20 protein-coding genes and 1 tRNA gene are annotated in these 26,770 nt (G+C 45.9%); 13 read left to right on the top strand and 8 right to left on the bottom strand.

Features of this window, described 5'->3' with window-relative positions; genetic code table 11:
* Window positions 1–19: 19 nt before the first annotated feature.
* Window positions 20–994 (top strand): cysteine synthase A, encoded by a 975-nt coding sequence (gene cysK / locus FD973_RS02775; protein ID WP_215324117.1) that lies wholly within the window; start codon window positions 20–22, stop codon window positions 992–994.
* Window positions 995–1,072: 78 nt separating this feature from the next.
* On the opposite strand, the gene lysS is transcribed toward cysK, so the two are convergent.
* The 4 genes from lysS to FD973_RS02795 form a co-directional block, all read right to left on the bottom strand.
* Complete coding sequence (lysS, locus tag FD973_RS02780; RefSeq protein WP_215324118.1) at window positions 1,073–2,623, bottom strand: lysine--tRNA ligase; 1,551 nt, start codon at window positions 2,621–2,623, stop codon at window positions 1,073–1,075.
* 31 nt (window positions 2,624–2,654) lie between these two features.
* Window positions 2,655–3,759 (bottom strand): peptide chain release factor 2 gene (prfB, locus tag FD973_RS02785; RefSeq protein ID WP_215324119.1). Its coding sequence is split into 2 segments (ribosomal slippage): window positions 2,655–3,677 and window positions 3,679–3,759, totalling 1,104 coding nucleotides; the frame shifts between segments, so codons are not numbered across the junction.
* 34 nt (window positions 3,760–3,793) lie between these two features.
* Window positions 3,794–5,554: a single-stranded-DNA-specific exonuclease RecJ gene (recJ, locus tag FD973_RS02790; protein ID WP_215324120.1), complete on the bottom strand. Its 1,761-nt coding sequence runs from the start codon at window positions 5,552–5,554 to the stop codon at window positions 3,794–3,796.
* A gap of 7 nt (window positions 5,555–5,561) precedes the next feature.
* Window positions 5,562–6,542 (bottom strand): hypothetical protein, encoded by a 981-nt coding sequence (locus FD973_RS02795; RefSeq protein WP_215324121.1) that lies wholly within the window; start codon window positions 6,540–6,542, stop codon window positions 5,562–5,564.
* 46 nt (window positions 6,543–6,588) lie between these two features.
* Here FD973_RS02795 and FD973_RS02800 point away from each other — a divergent pair, with 46 nt between their 5' ends.
* The 6 genes from FD973_RS02800 to FD973_RS02825 all read left to right on the top strand — a co-directional run bounded on the left by FD973_RS02800 (window position 6,589) and on the right by FD973_RS02825 (window position 12,775).
* Entirely contained in the window at window positions 6,589–7,851 is a 1,263-nt protein-coding gene (locus FD973_RS02800) for a lipoprotein-releasing ABC transporter permease subunit (protein ID WP_215324122.1), read from the top strand.
* Complete coding sequence (locus FD973_RS02805) at window positions 7,844–8,539, top strand: ABC transporter ATP-binding protein (protein WP_215324123.1); 696 nt, start codon at window positions 7,844–7,846, stop codon at window positions 8,537–8,539. The genes FD973_RS02800 and FD973_RS02805 overlap by 8 nt, the downstream gene beginning before the upstream one ends.
* 11 nt (window positions 8,540–8,550) lie before the next feature.
* Window positions 8,551–9,387 (top strand): TatD family hydrolase, encoded by an 837-nt coding sequence (locus FD973_RS02810; protein WP_215324683.1) that lies wholly within the window; start codon window positions 8,551–8,553, stop codon window positions 9,385–9,387.
* Between the two features lie 112 nt (window positions 9,388–9,499).
* A complete protein-coding gene (locus tag FD973_RS02815) occupies window positions 9,500–11,872 on the top strand; it encodes a DNA internalization-related competence protein ComEC/Rec2 (RefSeq protein ID WP_251368815.1) in 2,373 nt (790 codons plus the stop codon).
* A gap of 22 nt (window positions 11,873–11,894) precedes the next feature.
* Window positions 11,895–12,266 (top strand): glycine zipper family protein, encoded by a 372-nt coding sequence (locus FD973_RS02820; protein ID WP_215324124.1) that lies wholly within the window; start codon window positions 11,895–11,897, stop codon window positions 12,264–12,266.
* A gap of 209 nt (window positions 12,267–12,475) precedes the next feature.
* The gene (locus tag FD973_RS02825) at window positions 12,476–12,775 is read left to right on the top strand and encodes a PilZ domain-containing protein (RefSeq protein WP_215324125.1); all 300 of its coding nucleotides are present in this window, start codon (window positions 12,476–12,478) and stop codon (window positions 12,773–12,775) included.
* A 137-nt stretch (window positions 12,776–12,912) separates the two neighbouring features.
* Here FD973_RS02825 and FD973_RS02830 read toward each other — a convergent pair.
* Window positions 12,913–12,989, bottom strand: a tRNA-Met gene (locus FD973_RS02830).
* Between the two features lie 258 nt (window positions 12,990–13,247).
* Between FD973_RS02830 and FD973_RS02835 the strand changes: the two genes are divergently transcribed.
* From FD973_RS02835 to radA, 3 genes are read left to right on the top strand one after another with little or no spacing between them, the layout of a single operon-like run.
* Window positions 13,248–15,089 (top strand): potassium transporter Kup, encoded by a 1,842-nt coding sequence (locus tag FD973_RS02835; RefSeq protein WP_251368860.1) that lies wholly within the window; start codon window positions 13,248–13,250, stop codon window positions 15,087–15,089.
* Window positions 15,086–15,595, top strand: coding sequence for a hypothetical protein (locus FD973_RS02840; protein ID WP_215324127.1), 510 nt, complete (start codon window positions 15,086–15,088; stop codon window positions 15,593–15,595). Before FD973_RS02835 ends, FD973_RS02840 begins: the two co-directional genes overlap by 4 nt.
* A 37-nt stretch (window positions 15,596–15,632) precedes the next feature.
* The gene (gene radA, locus FD973_RS02845) at window positions 15,633–17,000 is read left to right on the top strand and encodes a DNA repair protein RadA (protein ID WP_215324128.1); all 1,368 of its coding nucleotides are present in this window, start codon (window positions 15,633–15,635) and stop codon (window positions 16,998–17,000) included.
* Between the two features lie 18 nt (window positions 17,001–17,018).
* Here radA and prmB read toward each other — a convergent pair whose 3' ends face one another.
* From prmB to dapD, 3 genes are read right to left on the bottom strand one after another with little or no spacing between them, the layout of a single operon-like run.
* Window positions 17,019–17,915 (bottom strand): 50S ribosomal protein L3 N(5)-glutamine methyltransferase, encoded by an 897-nt coding sequence (gene prmB / locus FD973_RS02850; protein ID WP_215324129.1) that lies wholly within the window; start codon window positions 17,913–17,915, stop codon window positions 17,019–17,021.
* Window positions 17,916–17,971: 56 nt separating this feature from the next.
* Window positions 17,972–19,123: a succinyl-diaminopimelate desuccinylase gene (gene dapE / locus FD973_RS02855; RefSeq protein ID WP_215324130.1), complete on the bottom strand. Its 1,152-nt coding sequence runs from the start codon at window positions 19,121–19,123 to the stop codon at window positions 17,972–17,974.
* Window positions 19,124–19,132: 9 nt separating this feature from the next.
* Window positions 19,133–19,960, bottom strand: coding sequence for a 2,3,4,5-tetrahydropyridine-2,6-dicarboxylate N-succinyltransferase (gene dapD, locus FD973_RS02860; protein ID WP_215324131.1), 828 nt, complete (start codon window positions 19,958–19,960; stop codon window positions 19,133–19,135).
* A 171-nt stretch (window positions 19,961–20,131) separates the two neighbouring features.
* On the opposite strand from dapD, the gene smc reads away from it, so the two are divergent.
* From smc to ligA, 3 genes are read left to right on the top strand one after another with little or no spacing between them, the layout of a single operon-like run.
* The gene (gene smc / locus FD973_RS02865) at window positions 20,132–23,653 is read left to right on the top strand and encodes a chromosome segregation protein SMC (RefSeq protein ID WP_215324132.1); all 3,522 of its coding nucleotides are present in this window, start codon (window positions 20,132–20,134) and stop codon (window positions 23,651–23,653) included.
* Complete coding sequence (locus FD973_RS02870) at window positions 23,654–24,727, top strand: cell division protein ZipA C-terminal FtsZ-binding domain-containing protein (protein WP_251368816.1); 1,074 nt, start codon at window positions 23,654–23,656, stop codon at window positions 24,725–24,727.
* 9 nt (window positions 24,728–24,736) lie between these two features.
* On the top strand, window positions 24,737–26,752 hold the full coding sequence (gene ligA / locus FD973_RS02875; RefSeq protein WP_215324133.1) for an NAD-dependent DNA ligase LigA: 2,016 nt from the start codon (window positions 24,737–24,739) through the stop codon (window positions 26,750–26,752).
* Window positions 26,753–26,770 lie beyond the last annotated feature (18 nt).

Below are 26,770 nucleotides of genomic sequence, written 5' to 3' on the forward strand. Positions count from 1 at the left end.
CTAGCTTTAAGGAAAGCAAATGACTTACTTTACTGACAACTCCCAAACTATTGGCCGTACACCGCTAGTCCGTCTCAATCGAGTAACCGATGGAGCTAAAGCTACGGTACTCGCGAAAATTGAGGGTCGCAATCCGGCTTATTCAGTGAAGTGCCGTATTGGTGTGGCGATGATTAATGATGCCCAAGAAAAAGGTTTACTTGGTCCTGGCAAAGAAATCGTAGAGCCTACTAGTGGTAATACGGGAATTGCTCTAGCTTTCGTGGCTGCTGCCCGTGGCATTCCGCTGACGCTCACCATGCCAGAAACCATGAGCATTGAACGTCGCAAACTGCTTACTGCCTTAGGCGCAAAGATTGTATTGACCGAAGGCCCTAAAGGGATGAACGGTGCCGTTGCTAAAGCAAAAGAAATTGCCGAGTCAGATCCTAGCAAGTATGTCTTGCTGCAACAGTTTAGTAATCCATCGAATCCAGCTATTCATGAGAAAACTACTGGGCCAGAAATCTGGGAAGACACAGAAGGCAACATTGATGTGTTTGTTGCTGGTGTAGGCACTGGAGGAACTATTTCAGGAGTGGGCCGTTATATTAAAAATACTCAGAAGAAGAATATTGAAGTGGTAGCTGTGGAACCTACTGCAAGTCCAGTTATCACACAGAAGCTTAATGGCGAAGAAATCAAGCCTGCACCACACAAGATTCAGGGAATTGGGGCGGGTTTTATTCCGGATAACTTAGATTTATCGGTAGTCGATAAGGTTGAGCAAGTTTCTAACGAGGAGGCTATTGAATTCGCACGTCGCATTGCCAAGGAGGAGGGTATCTTGGTGGGTATTTCTTGTGGCGCTGCTGCGGCTGTTGCTGTGAGGCTAGCCAAGAAGCCTGAGTACGCTGGTAAAACGATCGTAGTTGTATTGCCGGATGCTGCTGAGCGTTATCTAAGTTCCGCTTTATTTGAAGGCGTATTTGATGAAAAAGGTTTACCAGCTTAAGGCTTGCTGCTTGTAATTAAGCGGATATTAAGAAAACAAAAGGCACCCAAGGGTGCCTTTTGTTTATTTCGGTTATGACTACTCTTCTTCGCGTCGCAGGTGAGGAAAGAGAATCACATCACGAATATTTGGCGCGTCAGTTAGCAGCATCACAAGTCGATCGATACCAATTCCGCAACCACCAGTTGGAGGCATTCCGTATTCGAGGGCGCGAATGAAATCATGATCAAAGTACATAGCTTCTTCGTCACCAGCTTCTTTTTGCTCAACTTGTTTACGGAAGCGATTGGCTTGGTCTTCTGCATCATTTAGCTCAGAGAAGCCGTTGGCAATTTCACGCCCAGTGATAAAGAGCTCAAAGCGCTCAGTAATTCCTGGGCGTGTATCAGATTCCCTTGCAAGGGGGCTAACTTCAATTGGGTAATCAATAATGTATGTTGGTTCCCAGAGATGTTCTTCGGCAACCAATTCAAACAGAGCTAGTTGGAGAGCGCCAATACCAGCATTCTTTAAAGTTGGGGAGTCAGGATTCTCGCCACCTTTTTTGAGTTCGGTACGGATGAAGTTGGCATCTTCTAGTTGGGCTGCATCATAGTTCTTACCTGACTGACCGCAGTATTTGAGTATGGCTTCAGTGATAGTGAGGCGTTGAAATGGTTTGCTCAAATCCAATTCGCGACCTTGATGAGTTAATACCGCAGTTCCCTGAGCATCAATGGCGGCGGCGCGAATCAAGCCTTCTGTGAAGTCCATCAGCCAACGATAGTCTGTATAGGCTGCATAGAATTCCATCATGGTGAATTCTGGATTGTGGCGAGGGCTTACACCTTCATTACGAAAGTTCCGGTTTATTTCAAAAACGCGCTCAAAACCACCGACCACCAAGCGCTTCAGATAAAGCTCTGGAGCAATACGTAAAAACATTTGCATGTCGAGTGCGTTGTGGTGGGTAATAAATGGTTTAGCTGCTGCACCACCTGGGATGGGATGAAGCATCGGAGTTTCAACTTCCATGAAGTCGGCGTCTAGCATATGGCGACGTAATGAAGCAATCGCTTTGCTACGAGCTTTGAAAGTATTGCGACTTTCTGGGTTAACGATTAAATCGACATAACGTTGGCGATATTTAGTTTCAAGATCCGAAAGGCCGTGGAACTTATCTGGCAATGGACGTAAAGATTTGCTGAGTAAGCGTAAGTTGCTGCATTCAACAGAGAGCTCACCCTTATTGGTCTTAAAGAGATTACCTTCAGCAGAGATAAAGTCACCCATATCCCAATGTTTAAAAGCGCCATGAACATCGGCACCGCTGAGTTCATCGTTGATATAAAACTGAATTTGCCCGCTACGATCTTGAATGGTTGCAAAACTTGCTTTACCCATTACACGCTTAAGTACCATGCGTCCAGCGACTTTGACATGAATCTTTTTTGCGGCCAACTCTTCCTTTGTCAAGCTGTCATAGTGTGAGTGCAAATCTGCAGCTAAGTGGGTGGGAACAAAATCATTTGGAAATGCAACGCCACCAGCACGAAGCTTGGCAAGTTTTTCACGGCGCTCCGCAATGATGTGGTTCTCATCAACTACTTCAGTGGCTGGGGCAGTGTCTAAATTGGTTTTATCGTTCATATCTATAGTGACGCGGTAATGGGTGTTAGTTTTATACGCCTTGTTTCAGGCTGGCTTCAATAAAGGCATCGAGATCGCCATCCAATACTTTTTGAGTATTGGAGATCTCAACATTGGTGCGTAAATCTTTAATGCGGCTTTGATCCAATACATAGGAGCGGATCTGATGACCCCAACCTACATCGGTCTTACTAGCCTCTAGTTTGTCCTGCTCAGCGCGACGCTTTTGCATCTCGTGTTCGTAGAGGCGAGACTTCAACATCGTCATGGCTTCAGCACGGTTGCGGTGCTGGCTTCGGTCGTTCTGACACTGCACCACAATCCCGGTGGGGATGTGGGTTAAGCGCACTGCGGAGTCCGTTTTATTAATATGCTGCCCACCCGCACCAGAGGCGCGATAGGTATCGGTACGAATATCGGCGGGATTCACTTCAATCTCAATCGAGTCATCGATCTCTGGATAGACATAAATAGAAGCAAAGGATGTGTGACGTCCATTGGAGGAGTCAAATGGGGATTTGCGTACCAAACGATGCACCCCCGTCTCTGAACGTAAATGGCCGTATGCATATTCGCCATCTACTTTGATGGTTGCACTCTTAATTCCTGCAACGTCACCATCAGATTCTTCGAGAATTTCTGTTTTATAGCCTTTACGCTCGCAATACTTGAGATACTGACGATAGAGCATGCTGGCCCAGTCGCAGGCTTCAGTACCGCCAGCACCTGCTTGAATGTCAATAAAGCAATTGCAAGAATCCATTTCGTTGTGGAACATCCGGCGGAATTCTAGGTCACCAATAATCTTGCTATAACTCTCTACATCTTGTTCGATGGCGGCGATTGTTTCAAAATCACCTTCTTCTTTAGCCATATCAAATAACTCAAGAGCGCTAGTAATGTTCGTGTTGAGATCAGTAAGTGTTGCGACTACGCCATCGAGCAACTTCTTCTCTTTGCCTAGTGCTTGCGCTTTCTTTTGATCATCCCAAATACTGGGATCTTCCAGAATTGAGTTAACTTCAGTAAGGCGACGTGACTTTACGTCGAAGTCAAAGATACCCCCGAAGAGCTTGCTCGCGGGTGAGCAGATCGGACAAGGTATTTGAAATAATGTTTAATTGTTCAGCTTCCATCCCCTAATTATAAGGGGGTTATTGCCTTTGACCTTTAGGCGCCAGCCGTTTCGTCGTGAGCCTCAATCATGAGCTGTACGCGAGCCTGACCTTGATATCGGTCTGTGACTAGACGATAGGCTAATTTGGCTGTGCTTGGGAGGCTTTGGGTGCGATTAAACCAAACCGCGGTGATTGGTTTATTGCCTAAACTCTGGTCGGATCTTACGATAGGCCGAACCATCAGTCGCAAGTGTTTTTCTTTCATGAGGCTTTGCTGGGTAATCTCGAACTCACCATAAAAGATGGGCTGTGGAAATCCTTGACCCCAAATTTCTTCTGCAAGTAGGTCACCTATCTCAGGAGTAAATTCTGAAAGCTCTAGAGCGCCATCATGCGCATGGTGACGTTCAAGCAATTCATCCGTCAGTAGCTCCGAAGCGACCTGCTGAAAGCAAGCGTCAAATTTATCAAAATCACTTTTGCGAATCGTTAAACCCGCAGCCATGGCATGACCACCAAATTTCAATATGAGTCCAGGTTCTTTTTTGGAGACGATATCTAAAGCGTCTCTTAAATGAAATCCTACGAGTGATCGACCAGAGCCACGCAATTCTTCGCTACTAGCGCCATCCGCGGGAGCAAATACAATGGCCGGGCGATTAAAGCGCTCTTTTAGGCGTGATGCAACAATACCCACAACACCCTGGTGCCACTCTGGGTTCCATAAGCAAATGCTGGTGCGCTCTTCCATAGTTCCCGTTAACTGATCTTCGGCAAGGTGGGATAAAGCAGTTTCTTGCATTCCGGTCTCTATGACACGTCGCTCGCGATTAATGCGATCGAGCTCGTGTGCCAGCCTGATGGCTTCATCAGCATCATCGGTAAGCAGTAGGCGAATACCCAAAGTCATATCTGCTAAACGTCCTGCAGCATTGAGTCTTGGTCCAATAGCAAAGCCAAGGTCGAAGGTGTTAGCTTTACGAGGATCTCGTGTGGCTGCTTGAAAAAGTGCTTGTATGCCCGGTTGGGATATACCAGCACGTATACGTTTCAAACCATTGGAAACTAAGACGCGATTATTGCGGTCGAGTTGTGCTACATCTGCAACAGTACCTAATGCAACTAGATCAAGAAGATTCTCTATTTTAGGTTGTGTTTCATTGGTAAATTTACCGCGCTGACGTAACTCGGCACGAAGAGCTACTAGAAGATAAAACATAACGCCAACACCAGCTAATGCTTTGCTTGGGAAGCGACAGCCTGGTTGATTGGGGTTCACAATCGCTAACGCTTGTGGCAGCGTATCTCCAGGTAGGTGATGGTCCGTGATGATGACATCCATACCTAGTTCGCGTGCGCGAATAACACCTGCTTCGCTGGCAATGCCATTATCGACAGTGATGAGGTATTTTGGTTTGGGATTTTGCTGCGCAGCCAATTCAACTACGTCTGGAGTAAGGCCATATCCCATCGTGAAGCGATTGGGAACTAGAAAATGAATGGGGGTATCAGGCCCACCTAGCATACGCAAGCCTCTCACGCCTACAGCGCAAGCCGTAGCGCCATCGCAGTCATAATCAGCGACGATGAGTATGGGGTCTTTTTTCTCCAGAATATCTGCAAGCAAAGAGGCGGTGCTGATGCAATTTTTGAGTTCAACGGGGGAAATTAGTTGTTTTAGATCGAGCGATAGTTCATCAGGAGACTGGAGACCACGAGCAGCATACAGCCTCGCTAATAAGGGATGTAGGCCAGTTTGTGCTAACCAAGTAGCAGTACGTTCTGAGAAGGGCCTTTGAGAAAATATACTCATATGAAGATCATGCTTGCGCAATTTCTTTCCAGGTAAGAGGCTCTGCTTTTTTCCAGAACATCCAAGTGTTTTTATGAAGATCTTTAATAGTGAAGACACGCTCACGGATCTTACCTTTTGGAAAATCAAGGATGAGAACCTCATCTAATTGCTTATCCAATAAAGCAGTACTTAATTGCGGCCATGCTAAATGCGGTTGATCAAGCCAAGCGAAGGCGCCCGCTAAGTCCTGCCCTTCAAAATGAGCGCTGTAACTCAGATTCAAATACTTTGCTAAACCAGCTAACAAGGGATGCTGGCCAATCAGCTGTTTCGATTGCCTTAATACTTCAGGGGTCCGAACATCATTTAGTTTGCCAATACCGCTAATCCAGATCGAGTTAATGCTGGGCAAGCCGCGTTGCTCACGCTCTGCATTGATAGGGTCAATATGCCAAAGCATTTGAATTTCATTTTGGAGTTTGCGCCATTGTTTGGCGACCCCTTCTTCTTGAGAATCACGTGGCATCCACCAGTCAATATTTCGCCCATGGGCTTGATCAACGCTATAGCTTGATAGACTAGAAAATGGCCCCGCATTGATGAACCAGTAATGCTTGTCTTGGAAAAGAATGGGGCTATGAAAGTCTTCTTCAATAAAAGGCAGTGCAACCTTAAGAAGCTGAGCGGATTCTGATGCTGTGAGATCAATCTGATTTTGGCCCATCAAAATGAGATGGTCTCGAGTGGCGTGCAGATGTACCGGTTGTAAGCAGGCAATTACCGCCTCTGGATCCACTGCTTGATCAGATTGACCGAGCAATAAAACCGGGGCAAGAGGTATTTGCTCTCCGAGCAAAAAACGCTCGTGGGGTAAACCTTGGCGAGGCTCATTCCTGCCTTCAAGTTCATCGATAGCATCTTCCCCTGAAATCATCAGGGTAAATCGGCGGATTGCCCTTTTGGGGGAGATCGAAATGGGTGTCATTCCCCTGATTTTAGGTGGCATTTAGGTATTCCATCAGTTTGTCCGCGCGATTCACTAAACTGTGGCTATGTTAAGACTTCCTATAGAGCTAGAAATTGGCCTCCGCTATACCCGATCCAAACGTCGCAAGACTGTTGGGAAACGTGACGGCTTTCTCTCTTTTATCTCCGGCATTTCCACGGCAGGCATTGCTTTGGGTGTGGCCTCATTGATTGTGGTCCTTTCGGTCATGAATGGTTTCCAGAAGGAAGTGCGTGATCGTATGCTCTCGGTACTTTCTCATGTTGAAATTACTTCACCCGATGGCTTGGCAGATTGGGAGCCACTTGCTCTGAAGTTGTCTGCGCAACCTCATGTAGTTGGAGTTGCGCCGATGGTAAGTTCACAAGGCTTGCTGAGCCGTGAAAATATGATGCGCGGTGTGGCGATTCGTGGAATCTTGCCGAGTGAAGAAGGTAAGGTTTCTGATTTGCCAAAACAATTTGTTGCGGGAAATATCAATGATCTCAAGCCGGGAAGTTTTGGGGTTGCATTAGGTGCGCAGCTTGCGGCAATGGTTGGAGCGCATGTTGGAGATCGCATTAATTTAATTGTTCCGGAAAGTGATCTCACGCCAGCAGGCGCAATGCCAAGGATGCGTACTCTGCAGGTGGTAGGCATTGTGGATAGCGGCCATTACGAATACGACAGCTCTTTAGCGATCATGCACTGGAAAGATGCTGCCGCATTGTTGCGCCTCCGAGATCCCTCTGGACTACGTATCAAGGTGGATGATATGCAACGCGCTCCAGAAGTTGCGAATGAGTTGGCTGCCATTGTTCCTCAAGCGCTTTGGGTTACCGACTGGTCAAGATCTAATCGCAATTGGTTCGCTGCAGTCCAGACTGAAAAGAAAATGATGTTCATTATTTTGACTTTGATTATTGCTGTAGCTGCATTCAATTTGGTATCTACATTAGTCATGACTGTGAATGAAAAACAGGCTGATATTGCTATTCTTAGAACGATGGGGGCAAGCCCTGGACTTATCCAGCGAATATTCTTAATTCAGGGTTTAGCTATTGGCTTGCTTGGTTCTTTAACCGGAGTTGCTTTAGGTTTGCTGATTGCATTGAATATCGATGTGATTGTCCCTGTAATTGAGGCAATCTTCCGTGTTCAGTTTTTACCCCGCGAGGTGTATTTCATTAGCGAACTGCCATCTGATGTGCGATCTGGTGATGTCATTACTGTGGGATTGATGGCATTTGGCCTCTCTGTTTTAGCGACGCTTTATCCAAGTCGTCGAGCCGCTAAAGTGCAGCCTGCGGAGGCTTTGCGCTATGAGTAATGTAGATAACTTGGTTTTGAAAGCCAGGGGTTTGGCTAAAACCTATGGTCAAGGCCCTACGTCCGTAGAGGTTCTGAAAGCAATTGATCTGGATGTTGCTCCTTCTGAGAAGGTTGCTATTGTGGGTTCCTCGGGATCTGGCAAAAGTACTTTGTTACATCTCTTGGGCGGCTTGGATACCCCAAGCACAGGCTCAGTGGTTTTGGCAGGTTCTAATTTAAATAACTTATCAGTCAAAAAATTAGATCAGTTGCGCAATCAAAGTCTAGGCTTTATTTACCAGTTCCACCATCTCTTAGATGAATTTAGTGCGGTCGAGAATGTAGCTCTCCCTTTGCGTATTCGTGGTTTGAATAATGATGAGTCGATGGAGCGAGCTAGCGCGATGCTGAAAGCGGTTGGCCTTGCAGCTCGAGAACTGCATACTCCTGGAGAGCTATCTGGGGGCGAGCGTCAAAGGGTTGCCGTAGCGCGTGCTTTAGTTGGTAATCCTGCTTGCGTTCTGGCAGACGAGCCAACTGGTAACCTCGATACTGAGACTGCTGACGCAGTATTTGATTTGATGCTAGACATTGCGCGCGAACAAGGTACTGCTTTTGTAATTGTGACTCATGATCCAGTGCGCGCTAAACGTTGTGATCGCATATTGCATTTAGAGCGTGGAGTATTAAAGCCATTTTTAGAGTGAGTGCCTTTCCTATGTGGATTGATACCCATTGCCATCTTGATGCCCCAGAGTTTGCAGGCGCTTTGCCAGAAATCATTCGTGAGGCTTCAAATAAGAATGTCAAAGCGCTCTTATTGCCTGCTGTTAAGGCTTCCGATTGCTTGTCAGTAAAAAACCTTACTCAACAGCATTCATCTGTCATTCCTGGGCTGGTTTATACGCTAGGAATTCATCCGCTTTATACAAATCAAGCTCAAGAGGGTGATATTGCTATTCTCGAGAAAGAGGTAGTGAGTTCACTTTCTGATCCCCGTTTTGTGGGTGTTGGAGAAATCGGCTTGGATTATTTTGTCGAGGGGCTTGATCCTCGCAAACAAGAATTCTTTTTCAATGCACAACTGGATTTGGCACAACAACATCAGTTACCAGTGATCCTGCATGTCCGTCGCTCACAAGATGTGATTTTGAAAGCATTGCGTCGGCGTAATATTCCTGGCGGAATTGCGCATGCATTTAACGGCAGTTTCCAACAGGCAGAGCAGTTTATTGAGCTTGGATTTAAATTGGGGTTTGGTGGTGCGGCAACTTATGAGCGTGCATTACAAATTCGAAGACTCTTAAAAGACTTGCCACTAGAAAGTATTGTTACAGAAACTGATGCTCCAGATATTCCGCCTGCATGGTTGAGACAAGAGGGTATTGCTTTTAATGAACCTGCATTTCTTCCAAGAATTGTTACAGAGCTGGCAGCAATTAGAGGTATAAGTGATGCGAGCTTTGCCCAAGCGGTATGGGGAAATGCAATGCAAGCATTGCCTAGGTGGTCTACGCTCTGCGCAGACATTCCCAGTTTTAATTTAGCCTCTTAAGTAATTGCGCTTAGCTATTACGGCGTTTATTGCCGGGGGATCGCTCCTTTTCTTTTTGCCGCAGATTCCTGCCAACTGGACTTTGATATGCCTCTGCTTAGGTTTGAGTTGCTTGCTAGTCTTATTCCTTGCACCCCAATTTACCTACTACAACAAAATAGCAATCATTGGATTATTGTTTGTCATTGGATTCGCGTGGAATGCTCGATATGCTGAGAATCGTTTAGAGAATGTCTTGGCGATTGAATTGGAGGGTAAAGAATTTATCCTTGAGGGTAGGGTGGCAGCACTGCCTCAGAGCAATTCATCAGGAGCTAAATTTGCCTTCGAAGTAGAACAAGCAAGCTCTGGAAGCTTGGCTCCAAATCACTTCCCCAAAAGAATTTATTTGAGTTGGCAGCCGGCATGGAGAAATCCGCAGGCGATACCTGAAATCATCCCTGGTCAGCGCTGGAAATTGAGGGCCAAACTGAAACGTCCTTACGGATCTCTCAATCCATATACTTTTGACTTTGAGCGTTGGTCTTATCATCAAGATTTTGGGGCTAGTGGCTCGGTCAGATCTGGTGAGCTATTGCTGAACAAAGTCATTGCATGGCATGAGTTTGAGTTACGTATGGAACTGGCGCGCTGGCAATTGCGCAAAAAGATTCAATCGATGTTGCCAAGTGATGCTCGGTATGTGGGCGTATTGATTGCCTTAGTCATGGGCGATCAAAATGCGATCAATCAAGAAGATTGGCAGGTATTCAATGCGACTGGCATTGGGCACCTAATTTCAATTTCAGGACTTCATGTAACTATGCTGGCTGGTGTTGGCGCCTCACTAGCTGCATTTATTTGGCGAAGACGAAAATTTCCACTGCTTATACCGGTAGGTAAAGTGGCCGCCATTGCTGGATTGATGACTGCATTTCTCTATGCATGGTTGGCTGGTTTTCAGATTCCAGCACAAAGAACGATGTATATGGTTGGGGTGGTGGCATTTGCTTTATGGACAGGTAGAAATCCTAGATCGTTTGATATTTGGTGGTGGGCCTTAGGCTTGGTATTGTTAATTGATCCCATGGCTCCTTATACGCCAGGATTTTGGTTATCTTTTGGTGCGGTTGCTGCGATTTTGTATGCCATGGGAGATTCTTCTAGTTTGTTGGGTATTCCTACTGGAAAAGAGTTGGAAATTCATTGGGCGCAACGAATAATGCAAGCGCTACGTGAAGCATGTCGCGTGCAAGCTGTCGTTACTTTGGCTTTGTTGCCATTGACATTATTTTGGTTTTATCAAGTTTCCATCGTCTCGCCGTTAGCAAATGCATTTGCAATTCCTTTGGTCAGTTATATCGTTACCCCGCTAGCAATCGCAGGCGCCTTGCTTCCAGAATTTGTGGGCCGCTGGTTAATTCTGCCAGCCCATATCTCCATGGAATATCTAGCGAAAACTCTGGAATGGATGGCAGGCTGGAGTTGGTCAGTAGTATGGTCAAGGCAGCCGGCGTGGTGGATGTTACTTCTCTCTGGGGCGGGAATTATTTATTCGATTCGCCCTGGCGTTATCGGTAAAAAATGGCCGTTAAGATTTCTTGGTATTGTTATTAGTGTTGCCTTACTGTTTTACCCAACTTATTTCAGAGGGGATATAAGGCTTGCTCATGGGGAATTTAAGGCTAACGTGTTGGACATCGGCCAAGGCACTGCAGTCCTCATTGAAACCGCAAATCACAAATTGCTTTATGACACAGGTCCAATACAAGGCAAGAATGACGATGCTGGACAAAGAATTATCCTGCCCTATTTACGAGGAAGAGGAATTAATCGAATTGATCGTATGGTGATTAGTCATAGCGACAGCGATCATATTGGCGGGGCGGCAACACTTTTAAAGCATATTCAATTTGATTCGATGATGGGATCTTTGCCTAGCTCCAACCCCTTGTTGCAAAATTTACAATTGAGAAAAGTTCCCGCTATTCCTTGTCGTTTCAGGCAAACATGGGTTTGGGACGGCGTTGAGTTTCTAATTTGGCATCCCCATGAGGAAACGATTTTTACTGAGCAATATTCTGGCAAGCCAAATGAAATGAGTTGTGTGCTCGAGGTGAGAAATCAAAGTAGTTCACTTTGGTTAACAGGTGATGTAGAAAAACACGGTGAGGCTGAGATGGCTGAGCGATTAAGTTCGACGGTGTTAAGAGAGATTGGTGATCGAGAGCTTATTTTTATGGCTCCCCATCATGGTAGCAAAACCTCCTCATCTCTAGAGTTACTAAAGAAGTTAGCGCCAGACCAATCTTTTGCACAAAATGGATATCGCAATCGTTATGGACATCCCCACCCGGATGTAGTGGCGCGCTATCAAGATTTGCAAATCCCCTTTCATCAAACTCCCCAAACGGGCGCCCAGATTTGGTTATTTAAAAACAATGCAAAATCTTCGACACAATTTTGGCGACATGATATAAAACACCTATGGCATCGCTCGATGTGAGTTTTTTAAAAGGATTTCGCATATGAATAAGCTACTTGCTCTCTCTTCCTTAGTTGTCGCAGTAACAGTCGGTTGTGCCGGTGCAAATGTTCGCCCACTCGTGGATATGAAAGGCGTCAATGAGGCCGCATATGAAAATGATTTAAAAGATTGTCAGGCTTATGCTCAACAGCAGTCTGGAATGGGTGCAACCGCCGCCAAGGGAGCGGGTGCTGGAGCCGTTGTAGGTGGATTGTTAGGACTTGTTACAGGTGGAAATGGATCTGGTATTGCGCAGGCGGCAGGAGCAGGCGCAGTGATTGGTGGTGCGGGTGGGGCGTTTACTGGCAACCAAGCTCAAGAGGCAGTAGTCAAGAAATGTTTGAGTGGACGCGGATACAAAGTGCTGAATTAATCTCGCTTGGCAATTAGAAATATAAAAATAATTGAGAGTTAGAAATTAATTGGCTTGCTACTAGTGCTTAGTAGTATTACTGATAAGTGAGCTCAGTTCCTTGTTCTATATAGGTCTAATTTGGCAGTCGATACATTTATATAAAAAGTATAAGTATCTAGTACGTATAGACCATATGCATGTAATGGTTATTGAGGTATAAATAGATTGTGAAAAGCCAATCTAGAACTCGCAAAACAAAAACCCCCGATAGAAGTCCAAGAGTCAATTGCATTTTGCCGGTCGAAGTGGATGGTGCTGATGGTCGCATTAAAGACCTAAGTGCAACAGGCGCTTATCTCGAATTGGATGACTCTTTTGAGCTCAATACTGAAATTAAGTTTTCTCTTGATATGGATACCCCAGGGGGCGTCATTAAGTTTGATTTAACCGGAGAAGTGGTGCGGGTGGTTAAGAAAGATGGAGTGATTGGTGTCGGCGTCAAAATTACCAATCAGATAATTCGCTAAATATCTCTCGCCAATCTCCTATTGGCGTCAATTTCATAAATTAACTTGCTAGGCTTAATTCAGGAAGTGTGAATGAGGGCTTGTGCCAAATGAAAAAGGGACACTGTATCGTATCCCTTTGATTCATATAACATATTTGGTTGCGGGGGCAGGATTTGAACCTACGACCTTCGGGTTATGAGCCCGACGAGCTGCCAGACTGCTCCACCCCGCGTCTGAAGCTGAAATTCTACCATTTTTTGAGGGTCTCTGTCGAGGTATTACTGCAAATAACCTTTAAAAACAGCGTTTTTAAGTAGAAAATCGCTGTATTGATCGTTGCGCTTAAGGAGTAACATATTGCCACGCAACAACACGCTAGGGTTAATAAATGTCAGTTAGCAATCCTGAGTTTTCAGAGTCATCATTATTAAGGCCGGTGGAGATCTCCAGAGGGGATGATCACCATAAGAAGGGTGCTTCCATTTCCCTTATGTTCGCCGCTATTGGTGTGGTCTTTGGTGATATTGGTACTAGCCCTTTGTATGCTTTAAAAGAGTGTTTTAGTTCTGAGCATGGCATTCCGTTCTCACCTGCCGCAGTCTACGGCGTCATCTCAATGGTCTTTTGGGCTTTCACGATTGTTGTATCCCTTAAATATGTATTGTTTGTGATGCGTGCAAACAATCATGGTGAGGGCGGTATTTTGGCTCTCATGGCTCTTGCTTTAAGAACCGTAAAGACTGGTTCAAAGCGCGCTTTAGTAATCATCATGGCCGGAGTGTTTGGTGCCTGTATGTTTTATGGGGATGCAATTATTACACCTGCTATTTCTGTTCTCTCGGCGGTGGAGGGTCTTGAGGTAATTTCGCCAGATCTCACACGCTATGTAGTGCCAATCACTATCATTATTCTGCTAGCTTTATTCTTGATTCAAAAAACAGGTACAGATGTAGTTGGCAGACTTTTTGGTCCCATTATGGTGATCTGGTTTGCGACAATTGGTTTAATGGGCTTACATCAAGTAGTCCAACATCCAGCCATTTTTGCAGCGATTAATCCAATGTATGCCATTCAATTTATGGACGAACATGCATTGCAAGGATTTATTGTTTTGGGTGCTGTCTTCTTGGTGTTGACTGGTGCTGAAGCCTTATATGCAGATATGGGGCATTTCGGTGCTAAGCCCATACGTATGGGCTGGTTCTTTATTGTGATGCCTTGCTTGATCTTGAACTACTTTGGTCAAGGGGCTATGTTCCTTAACAACCCTGAAACTATTACCAATCCATTTTTCTTAATGGTTCCAGATGGTTTTGTATTTCCGCTGGTGATCTTGGCAACCTTAGCGACCGTGATCGCTTCACAAGCTGTTATCTCTGGTGCTTTCTCGATGACAAGCCAAGCAATCTTATTGGGCTTCGTACCGCGCATGAAGGTGCGGCATACATCTGATCGGGAGATCGGGCAAATTTATATGCCGTTTGTAAATTGGATTTTATTGGTCTTGGTGATCGCGGTTGTGTTGGCATTTAAAAAATCCGAGAACTTAGCTGCCGCCTATGGTATTGCTGTTACCACCACCATGATTGTTACTACCTTTTTGGCGGCAATTGTGATGCGCGTTGTATGGCGCTGGAATACTTTATTGGTTACTTTAGTGATTGGTGCATTTCTTGTAGTGGATCTGGCTTTCTTAACCGCCAATCTTCTCAAAATTATGGAAGGTGGATGGTTCCCTTTATTGCTTGGATCTGCCTGTTTCTTATTGTTAATGACTTGGTATCAAGGTCGCAAGATTTTGCGTCACAATGCTATGAACAATGGTATTGCTTTGAAGGGCTTTATTGATGCCTTGATGATGCATCCACCGCATCGCGTAGAAGGTACTGCAGTATTTCTGACGGCACACGTTGACTATGTACCAGTTTCTTTTTTACATAATTTAAAACACAACCATGTGCTTCATGAAAGAGTATTTTTCTTAAAGGTGAGCATTTGGGATGTGCCTTATGTAAAAGATAGTGAGCGCATTACATTGCGTGATCTTGGTAATGGCATCTATGTGGTGAGAGCGGTTTACGGCTTCAATGAAACCCCTGACATGGGTCAGATTATTGACTTGCTCGAGAAATCATCAGACCTTAAGTTTGACATGATGAATACCTCATTCTTTTTATCCCGCGATACGATTGTTTCTACTGAAATTCCGGGTATGGCGATGTGGCGTGAAAAATTGTTTTGCTGGATGTATCAAAACGCTGGGCGACAATCTGACTTCTTCAAAATTCCAGCAAACCGCTTGGTTGAGCTTGGCGCAAAGGTTGAGATTTGAGAAAAGGTCTTTCTATTCGCTCAAAAATATTTATTTCAATATTTTTATTCATTACCGCTTGCAGCGGGGTTGCATTAGCTACCCCAGCTGAGGAGGCTGAGCTTGAGCAGTTAGATAAGATCGAGCAGGAGCTAGAGCTTCAGCGTGAGTGGGCCAAATATCGTTGGGGCAAAGCAGTTTCTGAGTGTTATCAAAACTATTGGGTTAATTACTGCATCAAAAGTGCTCGGGCTGAGTATCGCAAAGAGATTGATCCCATTCGTGAACAAGAAGTGGCTTTGCATGAAGTTCAACGAAAACTTCGTGAGAGCTTGAAAAACCAAGAAGATATTAAGCGGGCAGCAGAACGTGCTTCGCCAGAAAAAGCAGCTGAACGAGCGGCGAATCAGCGCGAGTTTGAGCAAAAGCAAAAAGATGCAGCTGCTAGGGCAGCCGATTTAGAGCAGCGACGCAAAGATGCACCCAAGCGTGCGCAAGAAAATAAATCTGGCACGCAGCTCGATTAATTTTTTTCAATTTACATTTTCATTTATTGGGTAACTCTTGGCCAAAGTCAAAACGATCTATATCTGTCAATCTTGTGGAGGCACATCTGCTAAATGGCAAGGTCAGTGCCCATCCTGTCAGGCTTGGAACACGATGGAGGAGGGTCTACCAGAGACTACAAGCTCCAATGCTCGCTTTCAGGGTTTGGCCCAATCACTACCTAGGCAAAAACTATCAGCAATTACTGCCGAAGATTTACCAAGATTTAGCACTGGCGTAGAAGAGTTTGATCGCGTTCTAGGAGGCGGTTTGGTGCCTGGGGGTGTTGTTTTGTTAGGTGGCGATCCTGGGATCGGAAAATCAACCTTACTTTTACAAGCCCTAGCTGAGATGAGTTCTGCTGGCATGAATGTGCTCTACAGTAGTGGTGAAGAATCTGCTGCACAAATTGCATTGCGCGCAAAGCGGATTGCCTTAAATGCGCCTCAGCTTGAAGTCTTAGCTGAGATCCAACTAGAAAAACTGATTTCCATTATGGATACAGTTAAGCCACAAGTATTGGTAGTGGATTCAATACAGACCTTGTACTCAGAAGTGCTGAGCTCTGCACCTGGATCAGTGGCTCAAGTACGAGAGTGTGCAGCTCAATTAACCAGAGCTGCTAAAGCCAGCGGTATCTGCGTATTAATGGTGGGGCACGTTACTAAGGATGGACACCTCGCAGGACCGAGAGTCTTGGAGCATATCGTAGATACTGTTTTATATTTTGAGGGTGATACGCATTCTTCTTTCCGATTGGTGCGATCGATTAAAAATCGTTTTGGCGCAGTGAACGAGCTCGGTGTATTCGCGATGACTGAGAAGGGCTTGCGTGGCGTTACAAATCCATCGGCTATTTTCTTGTCACAGCATGAACAGATGGTCCCCGGTGCTTGTGTATTGGTCACCCAAGAGGGTAGTAGACCTTTACTGGTTGAGATTCAGGCTCTTGTAGATACTGCACATGTACCAAACCCCCGACGTTTGGCAGTTGGCTTGGAGCAAGCACGTTTAGCCATGTTATTGGCGGTATTACATCGTCATGCTGGCGTTGCTTGTTTTGATCAAGATGTATTTTTAAATGCGGTTGGTGGGGTGAAGATTTCAGAACCCGCAGCGGACCTTGCGGTTTTATTAGCAATTCAGTCATCGATTCGTAATCGGGCGCTACCAAAAGAATTAATCGTATTTGGTGAAGTAGGTTTGGCTGGAGAGATACGTCCATGTCCACGAGGCCAAGAGCGTCTAAAAGAAGCAGCCAAGTTGGGTTTTACAGTGGCGATTCTTCCGAAAGCGAATATGCCTAAGACAAAGATTCCGGGGCTGAAGGTTATTCCAGTGGAGCGAATTGATCAGGCAATCGCTGCCGCTGCTGAGCTTAGTTAAGCTTTAAAACTTCTTTACTTATCGCAAGTCTTCCGCTTGTATTAGCAAGACTTGCTCTTCACCAGCGGACACTTCCATCCAGATTGCTGGTATTTGCGGAAACGCCTTTTTGAAGTTCTCATACTCATTGCCAATTTCAAGCAAGATAGCGCCACGCTCTGATAAATAATCTGGAGCATAGGCAAGGATCCGCCTAATTAAGTCCATGCCATCATCCCCTCCAGCCAGTGCTAACTCAGGTTCGGCTTGGTATTCAGCAGGCAGTGCAGCCATTGAGGTCGCATTTACATAAGGTGGGTTGCAAATGATGAGATCAAATAGGTTATCTTCATTCGGCTCCGGCAAGGCATCCCATAAATCTCCATCAAGTAGCTCGACCTGAGAATTTAGTCCATGACGATCCAAGTTGCGAGCCGCGATGGAAAGAGCGGGCATGCTGATATCACAAGCACTCACATGAATATCAGGGCATGTAAGTGCTAAGAGAATTGCTAAGGATCCATTTCCAGTGCAGAGATCTAGTGCCTTACCATCTGCTGGTAGCCATGGCTCTAGGGAGCCATCGACAATCAGTTCGGCAATCCAAGAGCGCGGGACAATGCTTTGTTCACTACAGAAGAATGGCACCCCCATAAGCCAAGCTTCACCCAAAATGTAGGCAAGTGGTTTGCGTGTGGAAATTCTGGTGTCTGCAATGGTGAAGGCTTTTTGCTGAAGATTCTGCGTGATCGCATCTTCTAGATGATCCAGGGCTTCTGCTGGACTTAGATCGAGTTGTTTGCTAACAATCCACAGCGCTTCACTGTGCGCATCAATTGCTCCATGCCCGTAGTGCAAGTCTGCACCTTCCAGTTTTTGCGCGATCTGTTCGATGCACTGATTTACGGTAAGTGGTTGTTGAGGCTCAGGGTCCATGATGGAGGGATTCTAAAGAGAAAAGGGTGGGTGTGAAAAGTGCGCTCAGGCAAAGATCAAGCGATAAGCTGCTCGAGGGTCTTGCGATAGATATTTTTGAGCGGGACAACATCATCCACAATGACACACTCATCAATTTTGTGGCTGGTGGCATTAAGAGGGCCAAACTCCACAACTTCTTTGCAGATCTTGGCAATGAAACGGCCATCGCTAGTTCCGCCAGTGGTGGAGAGCTCTGTATCGATATTGGTTTCTGCTTTGATGGCTTTGCGTAATGCCCCTGCTAAGTCGCCATCACCAGTAATAAATGGGCTTCCGCCTAATACCCAATCAATTTCAAATTCGAGACCTGCGTCTTTTAGAATTTTTTCTAATCGCTCCCGCAATTGCTCTGGCTTACTCTCAGTAGAGAATCGGAAGTTAAAGTCAATCACCAATTCACCTGGAATGACATTATTTGCACCAGTACCAGCATGGACATTAGAAATTTGAAAACTAGTAGGCTGAAAGTATTCGTTTCCTTTATCCCATTCGGTTTCGACTAGGGTGGAAATAGCTGGTGCTGAGAGGTGAATCGGGTTCTTGCCTAAATGAGGATAGGCAATGTGCGCCTGGATTCCTTTTACTTTGAGCTTGCCAGAGAGGGAGCCGCGACGACCATTTTTAATCATGTCGCCGAGTTGGTCGACCGATGTAGGTTCACCGATTACACAATAATCTAAGCGTTGCCCCTGTTTTTGAAGACGTTCGCACATGATGACCGTGCCGTCGTTGGCGGGGCCTTCTTCATCGCTAGTGAGTAGGAACGCAATTGAACCTTGGTGATCTGGATGTGCTGTTACAAATTCTTCTGTGGCAACCACAAAGCCAGCTAGCGAGGTTTTCATATCTGCTGCGCCTCGGCCATAAAGCTTGCCATCACGAATAGTTGGTGTGAAAGGATTATTAGTCCATTTTTCTAAAGGTCCTGTAGGGACTACATCAGTATGTCCAGCAAATACCAAGACTTTTCCGTCATTACCAGCTTTGCCCTTTTTAATCGCCCACAGGTTGGTGACCCGAAAATTCTCGGGACCGCTAACTACGCTTTCAGTATGAAACCCGATTGCCTGAAGGCGCTTGGTAATTAAGTCTTGGCAGCCACCATCAGCCGGAGTAACGGAATGACAGGCGATAAGAGCTTCTGTAAGCTCAAGAGTGGCGCTCATGGATTTAGTTTAGTCGCGGAGTAATTCGTTGATAGCGGTCTTTGCTCGAGTTTGGGCATCTACCTTTTTCACGATGACTGCGGCATACAAGCTGTACTTACCGCATGCTGAAGGTAGCGACCCTGGAACAACGACTGAACCAGCAGGAACGCGACCATAGTGAACCTCACCAGTTTCACGATCGTAGATCTTGGTACTTTGACCAATATAGACACCCATCGATAAAACAGCGTTTTCTTCAATGACAACCCCTTCAACGACTTCTGAACGGGCGCCGATAAAGCAGTTATCTTCAATAATCACTGGTCCAGCTTGGATCGGCTCTAAAACGCCTCCAATGCCAACTCCGCCAGAAAGGTGTACGTTCTTACCAATTTGAGCGCAGGAACCTACGGTTGCCCAAGTATCAACCATGGTGCCTTCGCCTACATACGCACCAATATTGACGTAGGAAGGCATTAAAACAGCATTTTTCCCGATAAATGAGCCACGGCGAGCTACGGCAGGGGGTACTACGCGGAAACCGCCAGCGGCAAAATCGGCAGCAGTGTAATTTTCAAATTTGCTTGGAACCTTGTCGTAGAACTGGGTATAGCCACCAGCGCTCATAGGCTGGTTATCTTCAAGACGAAATGACAGCAATACCGCCTTTTTAACCCATTGATTTACTTCCCATTTACCAACATCGCGACGCTCAGCCACGCGGATAGTGCCAGCATTAAGACCCTCTAAAACGGCATTTACGGCATTTCGGACATCTCCGGGGGCGCTGTCTGGGGATAGGTTTGCGCGGTTTTCCCAGGCTTGTTCAATGATGTTTTGTGGTGATTGGCTCATGCTTTTTAGTTAACTATCAGATTGTTAAGGGATTTTGTCCCGAAGGGTAGATTTATCATTATATAGATGGGGCAAAAACGCGTCTAAGAGCCTCCAAGCTTGCTATCATCTTCCCACTTTAGCTTTAATTTTTACCCCTTAATTCGAACCTTTTTCCCTGCAAAGTACGCCGTGCAACTGAAATCCATCAAACTTTCCGGCTTTAAGTCTTTCGTAGACCCAACCCATTTTGAAATGCCTGGCCAATTGATTGGCGTTGTTGGTCCCAACGGTTGCGGAAAGTCGAACATTATTGACGCCGTTCGTTGGGTATTGGGTGAGTCCCGCGCTAGTGAATTGCGTGGCGAATCTATGCAAGACGTTATCTTTAATGGTTCAGGTTTGCGCAAACCATCTGGTCGTGCCAGTGTGGAACTTATTTTTGATAATTCCGAGGGGCGCGCTCAAGGTCAGTGGAGTGCTTTCACAGAATTAGGTATTAAGCGTGTGCTCACGCGAGATGGAAACTCAAGTTACTACGTAAACAATCAAGTAGTACGACGTAAAGATATTCAAGATATTTTCTTGGGTACAGGTATGGGTCCAAGAGGTTACGCCATTATTGGACAGGGCACCATCAATCGTATTTTGGAAGCCAAGCCTGAAGAGTTGCGCGTGTTCTTGGAAGAGGCTGCTGGTGTCTCTAAATATAAAGAGCGTCGCAAAGAAACTGCCGCTCGTTTAGAGGACACAGTAGAGAACTTAACTCGCGTAGAAGATATTCTGCGAGAGCTCGAGCAACAGTTAACTCGTCTAGAAAAACAAGCTACGGTTGCAGAACGCCATGCTGAACTTTCTAGTCAAATGAAGTCTCAGCAACAGTTGCTATGGTTTGTGCGTCAGACTGAAGCAGGCAAAGAACAAGAACGCCATGCCAATGGTATTCGCGATACGCAAGTTAGCCTTGAAGAGCAGACCGCTAAGTTACGTCATGCCGAGGCTGAACTAGAAACCATGCGTACAGAGCAGTACGCATTACAAGATAAAGTTTCTCAAGCACAGGGTGACCTATATCAAACCAATGCTGATGTTAGTCAGGTCGAATCACAAATTCATTATGTGCAAGAGGCGCGTCAACGCCTACAACAGCAAACTCAAGATTTGCAAGTCCAATTGCAACGCTGGACTGTTCAGGAAACAGATGCGGCGCAAGCACAGCGAACTACTGAGCATGATCTAGCATTAGCTGCTGAAAAAGAGCAGGCGTTATTGGCGGATTTAAATGGCTTGCAAGAGCAAATGCCGGGTCGTGAAGATGCTTATCAAAACGCTACCCGTGAATTGAATCAAGCGCGTGATGCTTTGGCTTCTATTGAGCAGCGCTTAGCAAGTTTAGGTGAGCGTATCCGTTCCATGTCAGCTCAATCTGATGAGTTAAAAGGGCGCGAGACTCGTCTGGTTGGTGAGTTTGACGGTTTGCGCAGACCAGATGCTGAGGCTTTGCAAATGGCGATTGATCGCCAAGCGATGGCTGCACGTAAAGTTGATGAAGCTAAGCAGCGTGCGATTGAAACTCAACAGCGAGTTCCTGCTGCTGATGAGGCTCGCAATGCCGCACAACAGCAGATACAGGTGGCAAATCAAGATTTGGCGCAGACTGAAGCGAAATTGACGGCTCTGACAGCTTTACAGGCTAGCGTTCAAGCGCAAGGCAAGATTGGTCCTTGGTTAGAAAGTAAAGGTCTCAAAGAGAGTAAGCGTCTTTGGCAAGAACTCAAAGTAGAAAGTGGCTGGGAAGCTGCGCTTGAGTCTGTATTGCGTGAGCGTTTGGCTGCAGTTACTGCCAAGAGCGTTCAAGAAACTTTGGCTTTGGCTAATGATGCGCCTCCAAGCCGTTTAGCCATTTTGCTCACAGAAGAAATTACGCCTGCACATACATCTGCTCCCGCTGATTTCACGCCATTATTAAGTCGCGTTCAAAGCGCTGGGGCGCCTAAACTCACTTCAGTTTTGCAAGAGTGGTTAGACAATATTTATATTGCGAGCAGTCTAGAAGATGCATTGCATCGTCGTGAAAAATTACCTGCAGGCGGTGCTTTTGTTACACAACAAGGTCATCTAGTTAGCCGTGTTGGCGTGCAGCTGTATGCAGCAGATTCTGAGCAAGCAGGTATGTTGGCGCGTGCTCAGGAGATGGAGAGTCTTGAAAAGCAATTGCGTGCTCAACAACTCATGCAAAGCGAACTCAAGGGCGAGTTGGATCAATGTATTGCTAACTATCAAGCTGCTCATCAAGCAGCAGAGCAAGCTCGTGAAAATGCTGAGCATGCCGTTCAAGAAGCGCATGGCTTTGAAGTAGAGAGAATGCAATTGACTCAGGCTGAAGAGCAATACAGTCAACGTGCTGCTCAAATACAGGGTGAATTGAGTGAACTGCGTCAGCAGATGGAGCAATTAAGTCAGTCGCAAGAACAGTCTGCCGCTGAATTGCTGGAGTCGGAAGAATCCAAGCAAGGTTTGCAAGAGGCTTTGCAAGCTGCGCAAGAAACATTAGAGCTTACAACTGAGGAACGTGATCGATTACGCGAGTCACTGCGCGCTGCTGAAATGGCTGCTCAAGAAGCCGCTTTTGCTACACGTTCTTTGCAGCAACGTATTAGTGACTTACAGCGCGACCAAAGCACAGCTCGCACTCAGATCATGGAGATCCAAGATAAGCATGACTCCGCCACTCAAGAGCTCGAAACTTTGAGTGATGAAGAGGCGCAAGATAAATTGCAAGGTTTATTGCTAGCGCGTAGTGCTCGTGAAGCGGCTTTAGCGAATGCGCGAACTGAGCAAGACGCGTTATTGCATCAATTGCGTGAAGCCGATGAGTCTCGCATGCAAATTGAGCGTAGCTTGCAGCCAATGCGTGACAAGGTAGTTGATTTGCAATTACGTGAACAAGCTGCCCGCTTGAATTATGAACAATTCGCTACTTTATTAGCTGATGCAGAAGCTGATCTAAGTGCGCTTGAGGCTAACTTCAGCGCAGACTTGAAAGTGGGCGCGCTGCAGAGCGAAGTCAATCGTTTAAATACTGAGATTCAGTCTTTGGGTCCGGTGAATATGGCGGCCCTCGATGAGTTATCTAGCTCTCGTGAGCGCAAGCAGTTCTTAGATGCGCAATCAGCCGACTTGAATGAAGCAATGCAAACTTTGACTGATGCTATTGCGAAGATTGACGCTGAAACTCGTGATTTATTGCAGGGTACATTTGACCAGGTCAATATGCACTTCGGCAAACTCTTCCCGGAATTGTTTGGTGGAGGTCATGCAGAGCTAGTAATGACAGGTGAAGAAATTTTGGATGCAGGCGTGCAAGTCATGGCCCAGCCTCCTGGAAAGAAAAATAGCTCTATCTATCTTCTCTCTGGTGGTGAGAAGGCATTGACTGCAATTGCTTTGGTGTTCTCTCTCTTCCTCTTAAACCCAGCCCCATTCTGTCTGCTCGATGAGGTGGATGCACCATTGGATGATGCAAATACCTTGCGCTATGCGCAGCTAGTTGCCAAAATGTCAGATAAGACACAGTTCTTATTTATTTCTCATAACAAGATTACGATGGAAATCGCTCATCAACTGATTGGTGTCACGATGCAAGAGCAGGGCGTATCCCGCATTGTTGCGGTTGACATCTCTTCTGCTGTATCAATGGTAGAGGCTGCTTAAGTGTATATAGAACAAATCATGACGATGTTGGGTCTGTCTGATTTGCAATTCGCATTGGCTGTTATCGGGCTCTTGATTTTGGTTTTAGTGGCGATATTAAATTTCAAATATTCCCGAGCCCGTCGGAAAGCGAAAGAGCAAAATGAGTATTCAGATGATCGTTTTGCTCGTGAACCTAGCTTTACACAGGGGTTTGCTGATTCTGAGCAATCTGGTCGTTCCGAGCCTAGTTTTGGGGAGGCGTTTTCAAAAACCATTTCAGCCCCCGAGAAGTTTGCTATTGATCCGCGGATCGATTGCGTCATAACACTACGCTTTGATCAAAGTATTTCTGGCGCAGAAATATTGGAAGAAATTAATGCCTGGACAGATATTGAGGCTCAATCGACTGCGCGTTGGATGTGCGAAGGTCTGAATGCTGATATTGATGCAGCTGAAGATTGGGAAGAATTAAGGCCTGAGGCAAGTTACTCAGAATTGCAGCTAGCGATTCAGCTTGCTAGCCGCAAGGGTGCAATTGGCGTTTTAGAGTTATCTGATTTCTGCTCTCGCTCGCAAGCATTGGCTGAAACTCTTGGCTCCCAAATTGATATGCCAAGTGTGAGCGCTATGTTGGAAAGCGCAAAAGAATTAGATGTAATGGCTGCCGAGAGTGATATTCAGTTAAGCATTAACGTGGTATTTGATGAGCCATGCCCATGGGGTAATTTTGATGCATTAATGCGTCAGCGTGGTTTTAAGTTGGCTCGCAATGGACGCCAGTATGAGTTTCTGAGTAAGGGCGTATTAATTTTCAATAGTACTGATCTTGATCCCAATAAGTCCGTTCCTCAATTGACTCTATTGTTGGAGGTTCCGTTGGTTCCGCAAGAAGAACGTGCATTTGAAAGAATGTTATCCGAGGGTGTTGAGATTGCTCAGGCCGCTCACGGACGCCTGGTGGATGACAATGGTATTAACTTGAGTGGTGCAGCAGTTATTAGTATTCGTCAGCACCTCGATGTTCTCTACGCCAATCTTGAGAAATCTGGCGTTCCTGCTGGATCTTCTACAGCTAGCAGATTATTTAGCTAGGAAATCATTTTGTCGACCAATCGTCCGACAGACTTAGCGGAGCGGTACGTATTTTTGCAAGCTGAGCTTGCGCGTTTAGAGCATGCTTATTATGTTCTTGATAATCCTCTGTTACCTGATATTGAATATGACCGCTTGTATCGCGAGTTACTTGATATTGAGTCAGCCCATCCAGAGTGGATTACACCAAATTCGCTATCGCAACGAGTAGGTGGGGCAGCTCTAAAGGAATTTGATTCAGTCGTACATGCAGTCCCAATGCTTTCTTTGAATAATGCATTTGAAGACGCTGAGTTAATTGCATTTGATCGACGCTGTCGTGAGGCGTTGCACACAGATCGTGTGACTTATGCAGGTGAGCTTAAATTTGATGGTTTGGCGATTTCCCTTCGTTATGAAAATGGCCTGCTCGTTACTGCGGCCACTCGTGGTGATGGCGCTACTGGTGAAGATGTCACGGCAAACATTAGAACGATTCGCGCTATTCCATTAAAGCTAACAGGAAGCAATATTCCAAAAGTTTTGGAAGTGCGTGGTGAAGTCTTTATGTATCTCAAAGATTTCGAGAAGATGAATCGACATGCCGCAGAATTGGGCGAGAAGGAGTTTGCCAATCCTCGCAATGCTGCTGCGGGCAGCTTGCGTCAACTCGATTCAAAGATTACCGCTAAGCGGCCGTTGTCCTTCTTTGCTTATGGCTTGGGCGCTCTTGAACCTCAGTCTTGGTTGCCAAATACCCATGAAGAATTACTAAATGCCTATGTAGACTTGGGTTTGCCTGTTTGTTCAGAGCGGAGAGTGTTGCATTCTGTAGATGAGATTTTGGCTTTCTATAACGAGATAGGTGCCAAACGAGATTCATTGCCTTACGACATAGATGGTGTTGTGTATAAGGTGAACTCTTTTGCCGAGCAAACTAAGCTTGGATTTGTTTCCAGAGCACCCAGATTTGCATTGGCGCATAAATATCCCGCCCAAGAGGCCTTAACTACGGTTTTGGGTATTGATGTCCAGGTCGGGCGCACTGGCGCAATAACGCCTGTAGCAAGACTTGCACCAGTGGAGGTTGGTGGGGTAACCGTTACCAATGCTACGTTACACAATGAGGATGAAGTCAGGCGAAAAGATGTTCGTATCGGAGATATCGTTTCAGTACGTAGAGCGGGGGATGTGATTCCTGAAGTTGTATCTGTGATCAAAGATAGACGCCCCCCAAATACTCAAGAGTTTCAAATGCCTACTCGCTGCCCTGTATGCGACTCTCACATTGAGCGATTGGCGGATGAGGCAGTTGCGCGTTGCAGTGGTGGATTATTCTGTGGTGCCCAGCGCAAGCAAGCTTTAATTCACTTTGCCCACAGAAGGGCGCTAGACATAGAAGGTCTTGGTGAGAAGATTGTGGATCAGTTGGTTGATAACAATCTAGTCCGGACTCCTGCTGATCTTTATCGCTTGGGCTTTACTGCTCTCGCTAATTTGGAGCGTATGGGAGAGAAGTCGGCAGACAATCTCATTCAGGCTATTAATCAATCTAGAAATACCACCTTAGCCAGATTTATCTTTGCCTTAGGTATTCGTCATGTGGGCGAGACTACCGCAAAAGATCTCGCCAATCATTACCGTACGATGCATGCTTTAATGGACGCATCGATGGAAGACTTGCTATCGGTAAAAGATGTCGGCCCAGTGGTTGCTGATTCCATTATTAGCTTTATGCAAGAAGCCCACAATCGTGAAGTGATCGAACAACTTTTGGCGTCAGGCATGCAACTCGCTGTAGATGAAAAGAAAATAAGCGCTGCCGTTGAAGGCAAGACGTTTGTATTAACGGGTACTTTTCCAACACTGACGAGGGATGAAGCTAAGGATCTCTTAGAAAAAGCAGGTGCAAAGGTGGCTGGATCTGTTTCCAAGAAAACTGACTATGTTGTTGCTGGGGCAGATGCAGGTAGCAAACTTTCCAAGGCCGAAGAATTGGGTATACCAGTAATCGATGAGGCGTCTATGTTAGGGTTATTAAAGTAAGATGGGCTGGTTGCCAAT

This window comes from Polynucleobacter sp. MWH-Braz-FAM2G (genome assembly GCF_018687635.1).
In the GTDB taxonomy this organism is placed as follows: domain Bacteria; phylum Pseudomonadota; class Gammaproteobacteria; order Burkholderiales; family Burkholderiaceae; genus Polynucleobacter.